This is a genomic window from Rhizobium etli CFN 42 (assembly GCF_000092045.1).
GTDB lineage: Bacteria > Pseudomonadota > Alphaproteobacteria > Rhizobiales > Rhizobiaceae > Rhizobium > Rhizobium etli.
Window position 1 is genome coordinate 1,424,036 of the sequence record NC_007761.1, and the last position, 17,792, is coordinate 1,441,827.

Annotated in this window: 12 protein-coding genes; 8 read left to right on the forward strand and 4 right to left on the reverse strand. The window is 59.5% G+C overall.

The window, feature by feature from the left end:
* Positions 1–2 precede the first annotated feature (2 nt).
* Positions 3–1,841, forward strand: coding sequence for a glycosyltransferase family protein (locus tag RHE_RS06950; protein ID WP_011424697.1), 1,839 nt, complete (start codon positions 3–5; stop codon positions 1,839–1,841).
* Positions 1,842–2,014: 173 nt separating this feature from the next.
* On the opposite strand, the gene RHE_RS06955 is transcribed toward RHE_RS06950, so the two are convergent.
* The gene (locus RHE_RS06955) at positions 2,015–2,794 is read right to left on the reverse strand and encodes a response regulator transcription factor (protein ID WP_011424698.1); all 780 of its coding nucleotides are present in this window, start codon (positions 2,792–2,794) and stop codon (positions 2,015–2,017) included.
* A gap of 555 nt (positions 2,795–3,349) precedes the next feature.
* Here RHE_RS06955 and RHE_RS06960 point away from each other — a divergent pair.
* Genes RHE_RS06960 through RHE_RS06985 form a run of 6 tightly spaced genes read left to right on the forward strand, consistent with a single transcriptional unit; the run spans position 3,350 to position 8,878 of the window.
* The gene (locus RHE_RS06960; RefSeq protein WP_011424699.1) at positions 3,350–3,856 is read left to right on the forward strand and encodes an acyltransferase; all 507 of its coding nucleotides are present in this window, start codon (positions 3,350–3,352) and stop codon (positions 3,854–3,856) included.
* The gene (locus tag RHE_RS06965) at positions 3,853–4,890 is read left to right on the forward strand and encodes a Gfo/Idh/MocA family protein (RefSeq protein ID WP_011424700.1); all 1,038 of its coding nucleotides are present in this window, start codon (positions 3,853–3,855) and stop codon (positions 4,888–4,890) included. The genes RHE_RS06960 and RHE_RS06965 overlap by 4 nt, the downstream gene beginning before the upstream one ends.
* Complete coding sequence (locus RHE_RS06970) at positions 4,887–5,990, forward strand: DegT/DnrJ/EryC1/StrS family aminotransferase (protein WP_011424701.1); 1,104 nt, start codon at positions 4,887–4,889, stop codon at positions 5,988–5,990. Before RHE_RS06965 ends, RHE_RS06970 begins: the two co-directional genes overlap by 4 nt.
* Positions 5,980–6,696, forward strand: coding sequence for an acyltransferase (locus tag RHE_RS06975; RefSeq protein WP_041678598.1), 717 nt, complete (start codon positions 5,980–5,982; stop codon positions 6,694–6,696). Before RHE_RS06970 ends, RHE_RS06975 begins: the two co-directional genes overlap by 11 nt.
* Positions 6,693–7,664, forward strand: a complete 972-nt coding sequence (locus tag RHE_RS06980) for an NAD-dependent epimerase/dehydratase family protein (protein ID WP_011424703.1) — start codon at positions 6,693–6,695, stop codon at positions 7,662–7,664. Before RHE_RS06975 ends, RHE_RS06980 begins: the two co-directional genes overlap by 4 nt.
* On the forward strand, positions 7,661–8,878 hold the full coding sequence (locus RHE_RS06985; protein ID WP_011424704.1) for a DegT/DnrJ/EryC1/StrS family aminotransferase: 1,218 nt from the start codon (positions 7,661–7,663) through the stop codon (positions 8,876–8,878). Before RHE_RS06980 ends, RHE_RS06985 begins: the two co-directional genes overlap by 4 nt.
* 79 nt (positions 8,879–8,957) lie before the next feature.
* Here the strand turns inward: RHE_RS06985 and RHE_RS06990 are convergent, their stop codons facing one another.
* The 3 genes from RHE_RS06990 to RHE_RS35055 form a co-directional block, all read right to left on the reverse strand.
* Positions 8,958–10,466, reverse strand: coding sequence for an O-antigen translocase (locus RHE_RS06990; RefSeq protein WP_042118162.1), 1,509 nt, complete (start codon positions 10,464–10,466; stop codon positions 8,958–8,960).
* Positions 10,467–10,671: 205 nt separating this feature from the next.
* Positions 10,672–11,988 carry a polysaccharide biosynthesis/export family protein gene (locus RHE_RS07000; RefSeq protein WP_011424706.1) on the reverse strand — a complete coding sequence of 439 codons (1,317 nt, stop codon included), beginning with the start codon at positions 11,986–11,988 and terminating at the stop codon, positions 10,672–10,674.
* Between the two features lie 178 nt (positions 11,989–12,166).
* On the reverse strand, positions 12,167–12,382 hold the full coding sequence (locus RHE_RS35055; RefSeq protein ID WP_086081923.1) for a hypothetical protein: 216 nt from the start codon (positions 12,380–12,382) through the stop codon (positions 12,167–12,169).
* A gap of 230 nt (positions 12,383–12,612) precedes the next feature.
* On the opposite strand from RHE_RS35055, the gene RHE_RS07010 reads away from it, so the two are divergent.
* Positions 12,613–17,742 (forward strand): DUF4082 domain-containing protein, encoded by a 5,130-nt coding sequence (locus RHE_RS07010; protein WP_011424708.1) that lies wholly within the window; start codon positions 12,613–12,615, stop codon positions 17,740–17,742.
* The last annotated feature ends 50 nt before the right edge of the window (positions 17,743–17,792 follow it).

The window sequence follows — 17,792 nt, forward strand, 5'->3', positions numbered from 1 at the left end:
ACATGAACAGCAAACTCGATCATCAAAAGCCGCGGCTCGTTTTTTTTCAATGGGATCATCAGCCCAATGCGAACGCGGCCAGTTACCTGCTGCTGCACATGCAGCAGCAGGTCAAATGCCTCGCAACACATTTCGATGTCGTCGTCATTAATCGCGACTGTGACTATGCAGAGATTTGCGACAGGTACGAACCGGATCTGACGTTGTTTGAAAGCGGTTACCGGTCGCATGGCTCACGTCGAATAAAAATCACCAACACCAATACCCATATGGCCGTTCCGAAGCTTGGTCTTCATAACGCTGATGCATGGTGCGATCGACGCGCCGGCTTTCTTTCCGACATGGAGCAGTGGGGCATCGAGACGTATTTCGCCATCGCAACCATGGCGCCGGAATATATGCCGGCGGTAAGGGAGAATCTGTTCGTCTGGCCAAATTTCATCGATCCCGAAATCTACCGCGACTATGGGCAGCAAAAGGTCATCCCGGTCACGCTGACGGGTCAGGCCTATGGTCTTTATCCTTGGCGACAGACGGTCTTTCCGATGATCCGCGACCGTTACCCCTGCCTGGTGTCGCCGCAACACGCCTATGAGAGCAAGCTGGCCGCCCAACTCCTTTCTGGTGAAGCCTATGCGCGCGCGCTCAACGCGAGCTTCGTGGTCCCCACATGCGGCACCATGGGCGGCGAGGTCGTGCGCAAGCATTTCGAGATCCCCGGGTCAAAGGCCTGCCTCGTGACGGAACGGACGGCAGCAGTGGAGGCTGCCGGCTTTGTCGACATGGAGAACTGTGTCTTTGTTGACGGCCGCAACGTGGTCGAGCGATTGGATTATCTTTTTGCCCATCCCCACGAAACAAGCCGTATCACGGCAGCCGGTTACAGCCTGATCCACTCGCGTCATACGTTGAGCCACAGGCCGCAAATATATCAGTGGTTCCTGCTGAACAAAGGTCTGCAGTTCGGCGAAAAGATCATCCAGTCCGGCCCCTTCGGCGATCTTTCAAAGGTCAGGCGCATCTCGAAGCAGGAGAGCGTTCATATCGTCGGGAAAGCAAGCGATCGTGTCTTGCTGAAGCAGGGGGACCTGCTTCTCCAGCAGGGCAGGGTGGAGGAGGCCAAGCAATGCTACCTCAGCTGTCTTGACTATGTATCCTACTTGCCCGAAGCGAAATTCCGCCTTGCCATCTGCGCATTGCAGGAGGGTGACACCGATCGCGCCTATGACCTTCTCGTGGACCTGGTCAAGGTGACCATCGTCGAATATGGCGCGCTCGATCCGGATCCGGTTGAGTGGGCATACTTCCTTCTCGCTTTGATCTGCAGAGGCCAATTTGAGCGGGCGCGGAGGCTGCAAGACTTCTATCCGTCGCTGTCTCATGGCGAATTCAGGCGCGCTCAGCTCGTCATTGCGCAACTCGCTCGCTCGGCCGATGGGGTGGTCCCGAAACGGCATGGCAGGGATCGAAAAAGCATTCATCAGCTTCCCGATCGAACCGATGCCGAGTGGCTTGCATGGTTCGCCGACACTCTTGAACGGTGCCGGCAGCCAGATCTTGCAAATGTTCTTCGTCATGCAGCGCTTGGCGAAAGAGTTGGCGAGAAACTAACACTTCCGCAGTTCGAACCTGATGCTGGTTGGCGACTGCGAGTATATTCGGGCATCGATGGCCTGATGATCAAACTACGCCTGAATGGCCTGCGGCCGAGTGTTCCGCCTCTGCCGGAGTTCCGCTATTTGTGGAATGTTGCGCGGGGTCTGGTCCCTCATTCGCAGAAAGCTCCGTTGCGCAGGATTCGAATGGCGCTTTCCAAGCTTTCCGTGAGCGGCGGCAATTAGGCTGCGAGGACACGCAATTGCAAAAGACCTAAAGCGTGACACGCGAATCCGAAAGATCGCGGCACGCTTTAGGTAGCGAGTCGGTGGCGTTCCGTGCCGCCACCGCAATGTCTAAGCAGAGAAAATGCTCTCCATGCGAAGCTAGGTCTGATCGGCTGACAGTATTGGCACCATCAGTTTGCTGCTAAGCCGCCCGAAAGGTTACTCTGAAAAAGATCGTTGAGCTTGAACACGACTTCCGTTCTGTTCGTCGCCTTGACCTTTTTCATGATGTTTCGAACATGCACCTTGACGGTGCTCTCTCGGAGATTGAGCTCGTAGGCGATGATCTTGTTCGCCTTTCCGCGTCGGAGCGCCTCCACCACTTCTGCCTGACGATCGGTGAAGATTCCGGAGAGCGGGCGGGCGGTCGAGTTGCTCGAGTCCAGCAGGTGACGCATGGCGAACAGGGCGCTTGCAGGCACGAATATTCCTCCTGCCACCGACAGCGCGATCAGCTCCATGCAGACGCTGACGCTGACCGAGGCCGGTATGAAGCCTTTGGCTCCGTACTCAAGAGCCCTGACGATTTGGCCGAAATCGTCGCTATCGGCCAACACGATAAGAGGTGTGGACGCGAATTCCGACGAAAGTTTCCGGATTTGCTCCGAAACGGCTGGTTCATCGACCTTTTTGCCGCCGATGTTCAAGAGGATGGCTGCAAGCGGCGCGTATTCGTCGCGCTTCTGCTTCCACTCCTCAATCGATCCAAACGCCAAAATCTGCAGATCCGCCTTTTGCGCAGCCATGCATTGCGCCAGGCATTGGCGATCAAGCTCACGATTGTCGAGAATGACAAGCGAATGCGTTTGTCCTGCCGACAGAGCAAGCGTGTGCGCGTTATTTTCTATCCTAAGGGGAAGAGGTACGTGTTCCTGCCTGCGGTCCAAATTCGGTATAAGTGCTGAATTCACAGCTTCACCCTCCCACTAACACGTTACGCTTCACTACGACCCCGAGTACCGACCCCTCTCAATACGGGGGTTTGGGAACTCTAAAGTAGGAATCGAATACCACAATTCGCGGAACGTTACAGTAGCTAATATAGGCTAAGTACAGCACAACTTACCGCATCGATTTCAAATTGGAAGATAAGCCTGAGTATAGACCTAGGTCTTACTGCGCTGCCCTACGGATAGTCTCTGTTATTACATTTCCGTTTTGCCGATGGGCCACTAAACGCATGGAAACAATCGCTGTCTTCGGCGTAGGCGCGGCGACAGGCTGGGAGGATGGGTCCGCCACCAATGCTGGTACAGGGCATACACCAGGGCGTAAGTCGTCATAAGTAGATACGCCTTTAGGTGAATAAGCTTGAACGTTTTGTTTCTTTACTCGGGCGAGGAAAACAATTCTCTTTGAAGTGGAGAGAAATATTTGTCCTGTTGGTTTGAAACCTTGGACGCAATCGCCCGATTGTTTGTTCAACTGAAAATCGGGCCCTGTTAGGAGTAGTAGGAGTCTCAGGGATGATTGCATCAAATGTCAAGCTGGGTGACGGAAGCGTCATCCACCATCGAGATCTCGTGAATCTGTATGGCTGCACGATCGGCGCAGGAACGCGCATCGGCACCTTTGTCGAAATTCAGAAGAATGTCGTGGTCGGGAGGGACTGCAAGATCTCCAGCCATTCCTTCCTCTGTGAGGGCGTGACGCTGGAAGACGGCGTGTTCATCGGCCACGGCGTCATGTTTACGAACGACACCTATCCGCGCGCCATTAATCCGGACGGCAGCCTGCAGACGGAGACCGACTGGATACTCATCCCTACACTTGTCAAGCGCCACGCGTCGATCGGGAGCAACGCCACCATTCTGCCCGGCGTGATCATCGGAGAGGCTGCCCAGGTCGGTGCCGGAGCGGTTGTAACAAAGGACGTGCCCGATGGTGCCATCGTCGCAGGCGTTCCGGCCAGGGTAATCGGTCGCGTCAATGACGGACCGGTAGACATGTTTGCATTGGGAGAAATGGAATGATCGGTATCGCTGTTGTCGGATATGGGTATTGGGGTCCGAATCTGGTTCGTAACATCTCGGAAGCGGCCGGCGCCCACCTTGTTTCCGTCTGTGATCTCAATCTTGAACGGTTGGGGGCCGTCAAAAGCCGGTACCCCGCAATAACGGTCACCGACAATTTCGAGGAAGTCTTGCGCGACCCGAGAGTCGACGCGATCGCCATCGCGACGCCGGTCTCGACGCATTTCAAGCTGGCAATGCAGGCGATGATGGCCGGAAAGCATGTCTTCGTCGAAAAACCGATGGCAGCGACGGCGGAAGAAGCCTCGCGAATGGTCGACGAAGCTGCGCGCCGACGCCTCGTGCTGGCCGTGGATCATACCTTCGTCCACACCGGCGCCGTCCGGAAAATGCGCGAACTGGTCGAAAGCGGCCTTGGCGACATGTATTATTATGACTCGGTTCGGGTCAATCTGGGGCTCTTCCAGCATGATGTCAGCGTCATCTGGGACCTCGCGGTGCACGACCTTTCCATCCTTGACCATGTCCTGCAGGAAAAACCAGTGGCTGTTTCTGCGACGGGCATGAGCCACGTTCTCGGCGAGCCGGAGAACATCGCCTATCTGACGCTCTTTTTCGAGAGCAAGCTCATCGCGCACATCCACGTCAATTGGCTTGCGCCGGTCAAGGTGCGCCGCACGCTGATCGGCGGCAGCAACAAGATGATCGTCTATGACGATCTCGAGCCCAGCGAAAAGATCAAGGTCTATGACAAAGGTATCACCATGTGCCCAAATTCTCAGTCCTACGGCGAGAAGGTGCATCAGATGCTGGTCGGCTACCGCAGCGGCGACATGTGGGCGCCCAAGCTGGATATGACCGAGGCGCTGAAACGCGAACTCGATCAATTCGTCGAGTGCGTCGAGCAAAACTTGCGCCCCATTACCGATGGACTCGCCGGGCTGCGTGTCGTTCGCATTCTTGAAGCGGCGAGCCGATCGCTCGCCCAGCGCGGTCGTATCGTCGAGCTCGAAGAGGCGAGGCGCATTGCATGATCCCCTTTCTGGACCTCAAAGCACAATATCAATCCATCAAGAGCGAAATCGACGCCGCCGTGCTCGGCGTGCTCGCCTCTGGGCAATACATACTGGGCGAGGAAGTCATCCGCCTCGAGCAGGAATTCGCGGATTATTGCAACGTCAAACACGCGATCGCCGTCAACACCGGGACGAGTGCCCTGCATCTGTCTTTGCTTGCGGCGGGCGTTGGTCCCGGCGACGAAGTCATCACCGTGCCATTCACCTTCGTCGCGACCGTGTCGGCGATCTGCTACACGGGCGCAACACCCGTATTCGTTGATGTCGAGCCCGTGACGCTCACGATGGATCCGGCTCAGCTCGAGGCGAAGATCACATCCCGGACCAAGGCGATCATCCCCGTCCATCTCTACGGCCAGATGGCCGACATGGATGGCATCATGGCAGTCGCCGACCACTATCGGATTCCGGTCATCGAGGACGCCTGCCAGGCACATGGCGCTCGGTATAAGGGCGCGCGCGCCGGCAGCATCGGCGCATCCGGCTGCTTCAGTTTCTACCCGGGCAAGAATCTTGGCGCCTGCGGCGAAGGCGGCATCGCCGTCACGAACAGCGACGATCAGGCCAAGACTATGCGCATGCTGCGCGACTGGGGTCAGGAACAGCGCTATTACCACCTGCTGAAGGGCTTCAACTATCGCATGGACGCCATCCAGGGAGCCATTCTGCGCGTTAAGCTCCGGCATCTCGAAGCCTGGACCGAAGCCCGTCGTTCGCATGGCCGCCGCTACTCCTCGCTGCTTGCAGGATCGCCACACTTGCGAACGCCTGTGGAAGCGGCCGAGCGGCGGCATGTCTACCATGTCTACGCCGTCAGAAGCCACGATCGCGACGGTCTGCAGCGTGTGCTCACGGCAGAGGGCATTCCGTCCGGTTTGCACTATCCGATCCCGGTTCATTTGCAGAAGGCCCATGCCGACCTCGGTTACCAAGCTGGCGACTTCCCGGTCTCGGAAGCCGCCGCAGGAGAGGTTCTCTCCTTGCCGATCTACCCTGAAATGCCCGTCCAGCATGTCGATCAGGTCGCGGCTGCGCTGGAGTATGCCTATGTCAGCTAATCCACGCGAGGCTCGCGTCGTGCAGGCTGTTCACGGCCGCAGCCGGAAGCCAGCAGATCCGGCCTATCAGGCGGGGCTCGCCGAAGAGCTCAGGCAGTCATATGGGCGCGCCGGCCTGATCGAACTCTACGGCCGCTTCGCGACAGGCGACGGCGTCGTCGACTCGCTGATGCGCAAAGCCATCTGGCAGGCTATCACACGGCGCTGCGGCGAAGGTCTGCAGGTCGCAAGCGGCGCCGGTTTCAAACATCCGGAAACTTTCGAAATCGGCGATGGCGTGTTCATCGGCGCTCAGGCCTACATCCAGGGACGCTACGATGGCACCTGCGTCATCGGCGACAATGTCTGGATCGGCCCGATGGCCTATTTCGACGCGCGCGACCTGGTGATCGAGGATTCTGTCGGGTGGGGGCCGGGCGCCAAGGTGCTTGGCTCTACCCACACGGCACTGCCAATAGACGTGCCGATCATCCGCACCGATCTTGAAATCAGGCCGGTACGTATCTGTGCAGAGGCCGATATCGGGACGAATGCGACGATTCTTCCCGGGGTGACCATCGGAAAGGGGGCAATCGTAGGAGCGGGGGCAGTCGTTGTTTCCGACGTCGAGCCGTTCTCCGTTGCTGCCGGCGTACCGGCAAAATTCATACGTTGGCGTTCGGAGAATGATCCGATGACGAACATGTCGCGTGAGGGAAGATCATGAGAAACAAACGGGTGCTCATCACCGGCGGTGCCGGTCTGATCGGTTCGCATATTGCCGATCTTGTTGCATTGGAAAAACCTCGCGAGATCATCGTCCTCGACAATTTCGTGCGTGGGCGCCGGGACAATCTCAGCACGGCAATATCAAGCGGCTCCGTCAACATCATCGAAGGCGATATCCGCGACAGGGCACTGCTGGCGAAGACCTTCGCAGGCATCGACATCGTCTTTCACCAGGCGGCGATCCGAATAACGCAGTGCGCCGAAGACCCGCGGCTCGCTTTCGATGTTCTTGCCGAAGGCACGTTCAACGTCCTCGAAGCTGCCGTGAAGGCAGGCGTGTCGAAGGTCGTTGCTGCTTCCTCCGCATCGGTGCTGGGGCTGGCCGAAAGCTTCCCGACCACCGAGGCGCATCACCCCTACAATAACCGGACGATCTATGGTGCGGCCAAGACCTTCAACGAGGGTCTATTGCGCAGCTTCGCGGAAATGTATGGCCTGCGCTATGTGGCGCTGCGTTATTTCAACGTCTATGGGCCACGAATGGACGTTTACGGCGCCTACACGGAAGTGCTGATCCGTTGGATGGAGCGCCTTGCGGCTGGAATGCCGCCGCTCATTTATGGAGACGGCAGCCAGACGATGGACTTCGTCGATGCACGCGATATCGCGCGGGCAAACATTCTCGCCGCGAAGAGCGACGTCACGGACGAAGTATTCAATGTCGCGAGCGGCCAGGAAATAAGCCTCCTGGAACTTGCTCAGATGCTGAGCAGCGTCATGGGCGTTTCACTCGAGCCACAGCACAAGGAGGCCCGGACCGTCAACGGCGTAACCCGTCGTCTCGCTGATATCAGCAAGGCCGAACGGCTCCTCGGTTTCAAGGCGGAGATATCAATGGAACAGGGGCTTCGCGATCTCGTTGCCTGGTGGCAGCAGCAGACCGCCGCGGGAGGGGCGGCAGCATGAGCTCATCTCAATCCACAATTCCAGTCGCCAAGCCCGTGCTTGGAGAGGAAGAGGCCGAGGCCGCGCGCCGGGTCATCCTGTCGGGGTGGGTCACGCAGGGGCCGGAAGTCGCGGCATTTGAGAAGGAATTCGCGGCCTTCGTCGGCACAGAGCACGCCTGCGCCGTTTCCAACTGCACGACCGCGCTACATCTCGCCTTGATGGCGGTTGGCGTAGGTTCCGGTGACGAAGTCATCACGGTCAGCCATTCATTCATCGCCACCGCGAACGCCGTTCGATATTGCGATGCGGTCCCCGTTTTCGTCGACATCGAAGCGGACGGTTACAACATCGACCCCGGCCTGATCGAAACGGCGATTACGCCACGCACCAAGGCAATCCTGTGCGTGCATCAGCTCGGCATGCCATGCGATCTCCGTTCGATCGTGGAAATCGGCAAGCGCCATTCGATACCGGTTATCGAGGACGCGGCCTGCGCGACGGGAAGCGAAATCCTGTGGAAAGGGCGCTGGGAAAAGATCGGCAAACCGCATGGCGATATTGCCTGTTTCTCCTTCCATCCCCGAAAGGTTGTCACCACGGGTGATGGCGGCATGCTGACGACGGCGAACCCGGACTATGACCGAAAATTCCGGCTGTGGCGCCAGCATGGCATGAGCGTCACCGACGCTGTCCGCCACGGCTCCAAACAGGTGATCTTCGAGGATTATGATGAGCTCGGCTACAACTACCGTATGACCGACCTACAGGCGGCGGTCGGACGGGTTCAACTGCGGCGGCTGCCGGAGCTGGTTGCGCAGCGACGGAAATTTGCATTGCAGTATTGCGAGGGGCTGTCCACGATCCCAGGTCTCTCGATTCCGGCCGAACCTGCCTGGGCTCGCAGCAACTGGCAAAGCTTCTGCGTGAGATTGTCTGATGAAATCGACCAGCGAGCAGTCATGCAAGCGCTGCTCGATCAGGGGATATCGACGCGGCGCGGCGTGATGAACATTCACCTGGAGGGGGCCTATTGTGACCAAAGCTCCCATCGCGCCGCCACCAGCCTGGCGCGAAGCATATCGGCGCAGCAACAAACCATCATCCTGCCGCTTTATGCTCAGATGACGGAGGTCGATATCGTCAGGGTCGTGGAGGCATTGCGCCAGGCCCTTGCCGACGTCAGCACCGGGCGCGTCGTCCGGCAGCCTGAGCAGGATGTCGTACATGCCTGACTGAAGTGTGACGCCGGCACACTCCGGCATGTCGATACAACATCGGGAAAGCGTGCATCATCTGATGCGCGCTTTTTCCTCATGCGGATTTCGTTATCCACCCTCTGATGATTGCGGGCACCGACTCCGGCGGAAGCAGTTCGACCAGCATGCGCAGCGAGTAAAGCCCGGTCACGACGACGGCGGCGCAGCCAATCACCATGGCCGACCATGGCGGCAACAGTGAAAAGGTCGAGACGACCATTCCCGATGTAGGCAGGAAGAGAAGCGCGTGCCTGCGATTAGCGCGCGACCAGCGAAAGCCGGTGAGGCGACGCACGATTACATAGATCAGAATACCATGCCAGATGTAGAGGCCGAAGAACGCCATGCCGGCTCCTGTCGTGCCGAACTTTGATACGAAGAGCCATGCCAGCCCCACATGCACCAGCGTTGCCGCGACCTCCGTCCAGAAGAAGATCGTCTGTGCGCCCTTCGCCAAGACGATGAAACCCATTGGCCAGGCGACGATCCTGAGCATCATCCCAAGGCAGATCCAGCGCAGGAGCTCCACAGCCCCGTGAAACTCCGCGGAATAGAACATGCTCATCACGAGCGGCGCCAAAGTCAAAGTGGCGATCAGACCGGGGCCGGCCAGCAGCATGCTGATTTCCGCCTGCTCATTGACCAGCCGGTTGCACTCGGGATTATTGTCTGCGATTGCGGTCAGGCGCGGATAGAAGTCCGTTCCCATCGCCTGCAAAATGAAACCGGCATAGAGACCGCCAAGCGCCCAGGCTGCCTGGTACAATCCCGCCGCCTGGACACTCCCTTCATTCAGCACGATGATGCGGATGGCGTAGGCCGCGCCAAAGGTCAGAAGTCCACTTGCCATGAAAGCGATGCCGAGCCTGAACAGGGCTTTCGCTTCCCGGCCGAACTGGCGCGCCGACATCGGCGGTGGCTGCGTGGATATTTGTTTGCTGTACCACCAGGTGGGAAGGACCGCGACGGCCGCGATCGCCACGAGAGAAGGTACGATCGCCTTTTCGCCGAACAGATAGATCAACGGGATGGTGACGATCGTGCCGAAGAGCCCCGAAAGCACGTTGATCCGGGCGAGATTTGCAATGCCTCGCAAGCCCTGAATCAACGCAGTCTGCCCGGCAGACACGATGCGAAAGAATACGGCGAGGGAGAGCAGCCCAATCCCGCCGACGTGCTGGTAATCGCCGAACGTGAGTTTCGACACCGGAAAAGCCAGCGCCGCAAGCAAAAGCCCGCCAAGCAGCCCGAGCACCAGAGAGATGCGTCTGAGCGCTGTCGCCGACCGCGCGATCTTCTCTCCGTCGCCGGCGCCCGCCGCCTCGGCGACCCGGCGCACCCCGCTGCCGCTCACACCCAGACCAGCTATCGCTTGCGCTATATCCAGGATAGCCCCGTAAAGACCGAGAAGCCCCACACCTTCAGGACCGAGCAGAAGGGCAAGCGCCTTGTTGCGAACGATGCTAAGAGCGACATTCACCATTGAGGAGCCGCCCATCAGCATCGTCGACTTCAAGATCTGGGTATAAGACTGACCGCTGGGTGGGATCATGCGCAAGGTCATGGGATATCCCCAGCTGCTTCTATCCTGTCGGGCAGGATCTCTGGCGCGTTGTTTCGGGCTTGGTGCCCAACGCAGCTGCGGAGATGCGCCGCGCGCGCGGTCTTCCTGAGGCGGTCATATCGCTCGTAATCTTCGAGCCGGCAGGATCTCATCTCTGCCGGTCTATTCACGGCCGCTTTCACCTTGATCGTGCTTTCGCCACAGGTCACTGGCTTGCCCGATTCGCGAGCGTCTCTGGCCCCTTCTCCGCAGATTGATCGGAGGTGGGCTCGGACGGCTCGCCCGGAATGCGCGGCCGAACAACTCTCACCACGTCACCCGGCGCCAGCGTCGTCGTTTCCAAGGCTTGGAACTGGTCGATTCGTCCTTTATTCCGCCGGCTGACGGTAAAAGTGATCGGGAGGAGTTCCTCGCTGCGGCTTTTCAAGCCATCGCCGGCAGCGAGTTCATCGATCAGCAGCTTCTGCGTCATCTCACGCTTCATTTTGAGCTGATCGAGATTTGCCCGTTCCGCCTGCGCTTCGACCGCGACTTCGCTCCGACGCGTGTCGGACAGCCCCTCGAGATTCCGCGTTGTCTCGCTGACTGCCTGACGACCTCGCATGATGGCGGTAACGAGGTCGAGCTTGTCGGAGCGGTAGGTCGTCAGCAGGCGTTCCAGGTCCAGCTGCCTTGACGAGATCGTGAGGCCTTTCTGCACCAGGGACTTAACGCTGGTCAGCTGGTCCTCGACCGATTTGATATTCTCGTCTGCGCCCACCAGTTTCTCTTCCAAAGTCGAGATCTCGGTGGTCAAAAGCTCGCGCAATTCCGTGAGCGCCTTTGACTGCCTCTCCAGCGCACTTGCACGAGCTTGGAAAATAACCCTCTCCTCATTGTATATCCCACTGGAAAATTGCTGATCGGCGCCGGTCGTCTGATCAAAGGTAATCTCCTTCGCGCCGGCCATCTCGGCCTGAAGTCGCGACAGTTTCGCGGTGCTGCGCAGGATAGAATGATCGATTTCCCGCAATTCGCCGGCGAGCTTGATCGATGCCGTTTCCAGCGGAGTTTTAGCGCGAAACGGGCCGCCGCTCATTGCCAGGGATTGCAGAACGGTAAGCCCGGGGCGAAATTTATACTCTCCGGGTGTGGTGACGTCTCCCACAACATAGATTGGCGGATATTCGAGAATTTCGATCGTTACCGCGGGTGGCTGAATCAACCCGATTTTTTCCTGCAGACGCTTGGCGATCTCGTTCGTGAGAGCGGTGTTTTCGAGATTGCCGACGGAAACGGATCCGAGAAAAGGCAGGAAAACCGTGCCCTCAGCCGACACCGTGTATTCGCCGCCAAGCGCGTCCCATCGTTCATATTGGCCTTTGGACTGCATCCATTGGACGATCGTCAGACGGATTTTTGTCTGTGGAGCAAAGAACGCGCCGTCGGCGAGAGCCGGCGAGGCTCCGGCAATAAAGGCGAGTGCGCCGACGACAAACGTCGTGCGAAAGAGCAGCTGGGGGATGCGGTGCGATGAATTCATATACATATCTCGCCTGCGAAACACCCTTGAACGGATGCTGATCCAATGCCTTCACGCTGTTCGACCGCCGGCCGGCAGGTCCGAAGCACATCGTTAGTGTGCAGTCTGGCGAAGGCTTGAGGAAGGTGAAGGTCGTTTGCTTTGCCTCATCACTATTGATGAGATGGGGGCGGGTGCCTCAGTCTAAATCGAGCAGGAGCGTATATCTCGGAGAGGTATCATCCTGGAAAATCACGAGATCATGCACGCAGGAATAGGCGCGCTCGCCGCAAAGGATCGCGATCGCATGCTCGTGCCGGATTGAAGACTCCGCGATGCAGACGGCCTTTGCCATCGCTTGTTCGACCCGGTGCGTTGCTTCTTGCCTGGGCGTTTCCACCGTCAGTGCCGCCATGTGATGATGATGGACGATCACCGCCGCGGCTTGAGGCCCTGCATCGGACGGGGCGAAGCGTCGCGGCCCCGACGCGTCATTGGTTCATACAACGGGCGTTGCCCAAAGGATGCCGCCTGTAAAGCGAAAGGCGTAGGATATACTCGCGAAGTTTTCGACTATACTTGCGGGTCTCGTGTCAAACGATCCTAATAGATTTGATCCTTTAAATTTCGCGAGAGGTTCTTGCCATGTATCGCAATTCTCGCCGGTGGACTTCGCGCTCATTCCTGGTGGATTCCTTAGTGCCTCGATGGTTGACCGTCGGCGGAAAGGAAAGACCGCGCAAACCTGCCGAAAAGCATGCCGAAAAGCATAAGGATAGTGCTCAACTTGCGGCATCGGTGCAAACCGCCGATGAACACAAGCAGGGCACCCTTGCCGACGATCCCTATAAGGATGTGGCCCTCAACGAGCATGAGGGCGGGCAGAGAGCACACGTGAACGGCGCCGCGGACAACGGCCTCGAAGAGCGGCCCTTGCCTGACACTTTCGCAACGCCTGGCGAAATGGGAATTCCAAGCGGTGATGCGGCCGCGCTGTCAGCTCTCATGCCGGATTTTGCGAGTTTCCCGGGGCACGCGGATGGAGTTGCGTTCGGGGCTGGATCGTCCCTTCTGGGCGACGATCCTCTGGCTTCCTATCTGCCGCAAAGCCCTGCACCGACAGCTTCGGGGCAAGGTGCTCCTAAGGTGGCGGTCGGGCGTGCTCATTCGGGCAAGGTCGTCATTCTCGAATCGAGCCCGTCAGGGCAGCCGACTGCGCACGACGCCGGCGCGAGTTCGCTCGCTTTCGGCATGCCCTTTGGCGTGTGCGGGTGCGGCTACTTTACTTCCCCCACGCGGATTCTCGATTGGGCTCATGGCGGTGCCCTGCTTCAGCAGGACGGTCAATTGCCCGGGACCAGGCTGACCGAAGGGCCGGACTTTGTGGCGACGATCAAGCAGGCCATCGGCGCCTCGATCAGCGATCCGCTTCTCGATCGTGACCTGTCCCCGCTCTCGGGCTGGCCCGGCACTGCAACATGGTCGGACGCGGCGCTCACCAATGGAACCCTGCCTGGCGGGGGAGAGACGGGAACGGGAACCAAATCCAAGGATAGCGGTATCCTGTCCGGCTCTGTGACGAAGCCACCTAAAACTTCTACGCAGGGGTCATCGACAACGCAAAGTCTGGCAATCACGGCGGCGGCTGCCAGTAATGCCATCGTGCTGGAAAACCAGAAGCAGGGCAATCCGGAGAGCGAGTGGGGCATCGCCGGCGCCGGTAGCTCCAATATCGAAGGGTTTGCGACCGACATCAGCGTCGACAACGGCAAAACGATCAGCTTCAAGATCAATACAAATTCCACCAACTACCGGATCGACATCTATCGGCTCGGCTATTATGGCGGCATGGGGGCGCGCAAGGTCGCGACCCTGCAGCACACCGGATTGCAGACGCAGCCCAGTCCGTTGCGCAATGCCACGACCGGAACGGTGGACGCCGGCAACTGGGCCGTCTCGGCGTCGTGGACCGTACCGGATGATGCCGTCTCGGGCGTCTACATCGCCAAGCTCGTGCGTCAGGATGGCACCTCCGGCTCAAATCACATTCCGTTCATCGTGCGCGACGACGACAGCCACAGCGACGTCGTGTTCCAGACCGCGGATGAGACTTGGCAGGCTTACAACGGCTGGGGTGGCGCAAACCTCTATGGCGGCAACGGGCCGGCGACGGGGCAGGGTGCCGGTCGCGCCTATGCGGTCAGCTACAACAGGCCGATCGCTACCCGCGGCGGGGTCGGCACCTACGCCGGTCCCCAGGATTATCTGTTCGGCGCCGAATATGCGGGTATCTACTGGCTGGAACAGAACGGTTATGACGTCTCCTACTTGTCGGGCCTCGACGTCGACCGCTACGGCAGCCTGTTGCTCAATCACAAGACCTATGTCGATGCCGGGCATGACGAATACTGGTCGGGACAGCAGAGGACCAATGTCGAGGCGGCGCGCGACGCGGGCGTTAACCTGATGTTCTGGAGCGGCAACGAAGTCTATTGGCGTACCCGCTGGGGCAACGCCTATAGCGCCGACGGCACACCTTACCGCACTCTGATCACCTACAAGGAGACATGGGCCGGCGGCGATATCGATCCTTCCGACCAATGGACCGGTACCTTCCGCGATCCACGCTTCAGTCCACCTGCCATTGGCGGCGGCAATCCGGAGAATTCGCTGACCGGCCAACTGTTCAAGGTCGACGATGTCGGCAGCAACCTCGGTGCGATCACCGTTGGCTATGATGATGCCAACCTTCGCTTCTGGCGCAATACGAGCGTTGCCAATCTTCAGCCCGGGCAGACGGCGACGCTCACCAAAAACTATCTCGGTTACGAGTGGGACGAAGCGCCCGATAACGGCTTCGATCCGGCTGGCCTGGTGAAGCTGTCGTCGACGACGCTTCCGGTCAGCACTTACCTGCTCGATTACGGAAACACGACCGGCAATGCCACCGCGACCCACAATCTGACGCTCTATCGTGCCCCCAGCGGCGCGCTGGTGTTCGGCGCCGGCACGGTCTACTGGACCTGGGGGCTCAGCGACAATCACGACCTCACGGCGACCCAGACGGACCCGCGCGTGCAGCAGGCAATGGTCAATTTGCTTGCCGATATGGGCATTCAGCCCGGGACGCTTCAATCCGGGCTCACCGCCGCAACCGTGTCGTTGGACCACACTGCGCCGACATCGGTCATCACGGTGCCCGCCACGGCGACCGTCGGATCCACCGTGACGATTACCGGCACCGCTGCCGATTCGGGGGGCGGGGTCATCGCCGCGGTCGAGGTTTCGACCGACAACGGGGCGAGCTGGCATCCGGCGACCGGCGATGAGAACTGGACCTATACCTGGCAACCGCAAACCACGGGCACCTATACCATCCGGTCTCGCGCAGTCGATGATAACGTCAATCTGGAAACGCCCTCGGCGGGACGAACGGTCACCGTCAGCGGACCGAATTACACCTCTCTCTTCGGTTCGGCGACGCCAGCGGTCGTCAACACCAACGATACCTCGGCCGTTGAACTCGGCTTCAAATTCCAGACCTCCGTGGCAGGAACGGTCACCGGCATTCGTTTTTATAAGGGCAGCCAGGATACCGGTACGCACACCGGTTCACTGTGGTCGAGTACCGGCACCCGGATTGCGACCCTCACCTTCACGAACGAGACTGCCAGCGGCTGGCAGACTGCTTATTTCACCAGTCCCGTGGCGCTGACGGTCGGCCAAACCTACACGGCGTCTTATCACACGAACAGCGGTCATTATTCGACGACCACCAACTACTTCACCTCAAATGTGACCAGCGGTCCGCTGACTGCACCAGCCAGCGGCAACGGCGTCTACCGCTACGGCAGCAACAGCCTTTTCCCCACAAGCACTTACCAGTCGACGAATTATTGGGTCGACGTGATGTTTACGACGTCGGGCTCGAACACGACGCCGACGGCGGTTGCCGATGCGGGTGACGCGACCGAGAAGGGCGGGGTGGCCAATGGTTCGGGCGGCGCGGTTGCCAGCGGCAATGTGCTGACCAATGACACCGATCCGGATTCCGGTGACACCAAGACGGTGACCGCGGTCAAATTCGGCGCGACGTCGGGCACGCTCGGCTCGGCGCTGAACGGCACCTATGGCAGCCTCGTGCTCAATGCTTCGGGCGCTTACACCTATACGATCAACGAGAGCAATGCGACCGTCCAAGCGCTGCGCCAGTCGACCAACACGCTGAGCGATGTCTTCAGCTACACGATGCGCGACAGTGCCGGCGCCACCGCCACGGCGAACCTGACCGTCACCATCCATGGCGCCAACGATGCGCCGGTGTTGGCCGTCCAGACGACGACCCAGAACGCCACGGTCGGCTCCGCCTTCTCCTTCACCCTGCCGACGACGACCTTCAGCGATGTCGACAGCGGCGACACGCTAGCCTATGCGGCAACGTCCGCCGATGGCACGGCGCTGCCTTCCTGGCTGAGCTTCAATGCCTCGACGCGGACCTTCTCCGGCACGCCGACTGCAGGCGGTACTTACGGCGTCAAGGTGACGGCAACCGATCTCGGCGGCCTTGCTGCCAACGAGACCTTCAACATCGCCGTGTCGGTGCCTGGCAACACGACGCCGACGGCAGTTGCCGATACGGGGGATGCGACCGAGAAGGGTGGTGTGGCCAATGGTTCGGGCGGCGCGGTTGCCAGCGGCAATGTGCTGACCAATGACACCGATCCGGATTCCGGTGACACGAAGACGGTGACCGCGGTCAAATTCGGCGCGACGCCGGGCACGCTCGGCTCGGCGCTGAACGGCACCTACGGCAGCCTCGTGCTCAATGCATCGGGCGCCTATAGCTATGCCGTCAACGAGAATAATGCGACCGTCCAAGCACTGCGCCAGTCGACCAACACGCTGAGCGATGTCTTCAGCTACACGATGCGCGACAGCGCCGGCGCCACAGCGACGGCAAACCTGACCGTCACCATCCATGGCGCCAACGATGCGCCGGTGTTGGCCGTCCAGACGACGACCCAGAACGCCACGGTCGGCTCCGCCTTCTCCTTCACCCTGCCGACGACGACCTTCAGCGATGTCGACAGCGGCGACACGCTAGCCTATGCGGCAACGTCCGCCGATGGCACGGCGCTGCCTTCCTGGCTGAGCTTCAATGCCTCGACGCGGACCTTCTCCGGCACGCCGACTGCAGGCGGTACTTACGGCGTCAAGGTGACGGCAACCGATCTCGGCGGCCTTGCTGCCAACGAGACCTTCAACATCGCCGTGTCGACGGCGCCGACGACCTACAGCCTGTTCTCCGCCTCCAGCACGCCGGCCCGAACCCTCAACGATGGTCAGCAGCTCGAACTTGGCGTCAAGTTCACGTCGAACGTTGCCGGGGACGTCACCGGCATCAGGTTCTATCGCAACGCCAATGACAACGGCCAGAATGTCGTCGACCTTTGGACCGCGACGGGCACCAAGCTTGCTACCGCCACCTTCACCACCACCAGCGCGAGCGGGTGGCAGACCGTGAACTTCACAAACCCCGTCACCATCGCCGCTAATACCACTTATGTCGCCTCCTATCACACGACAGGCGCTTACGTGGCGACCAATAATTTCTTCACCGCCGCCGTCTCCAACGGTCCGTTAACGGCGCCGGCCAGCGGCAATGGTGTTTATGCCTACGGCGGCTCTGCCACCACGGGCCTTTTCCCGACTAACAGTTACAATTCAACCAATTACTACGCCGACGTCGTCTTCCGGCCGCAACTGGTCGCGTGATGCAAATGATAAAGTTAGGATCGGTTTCGAATGAGGCTGATACGACGCAT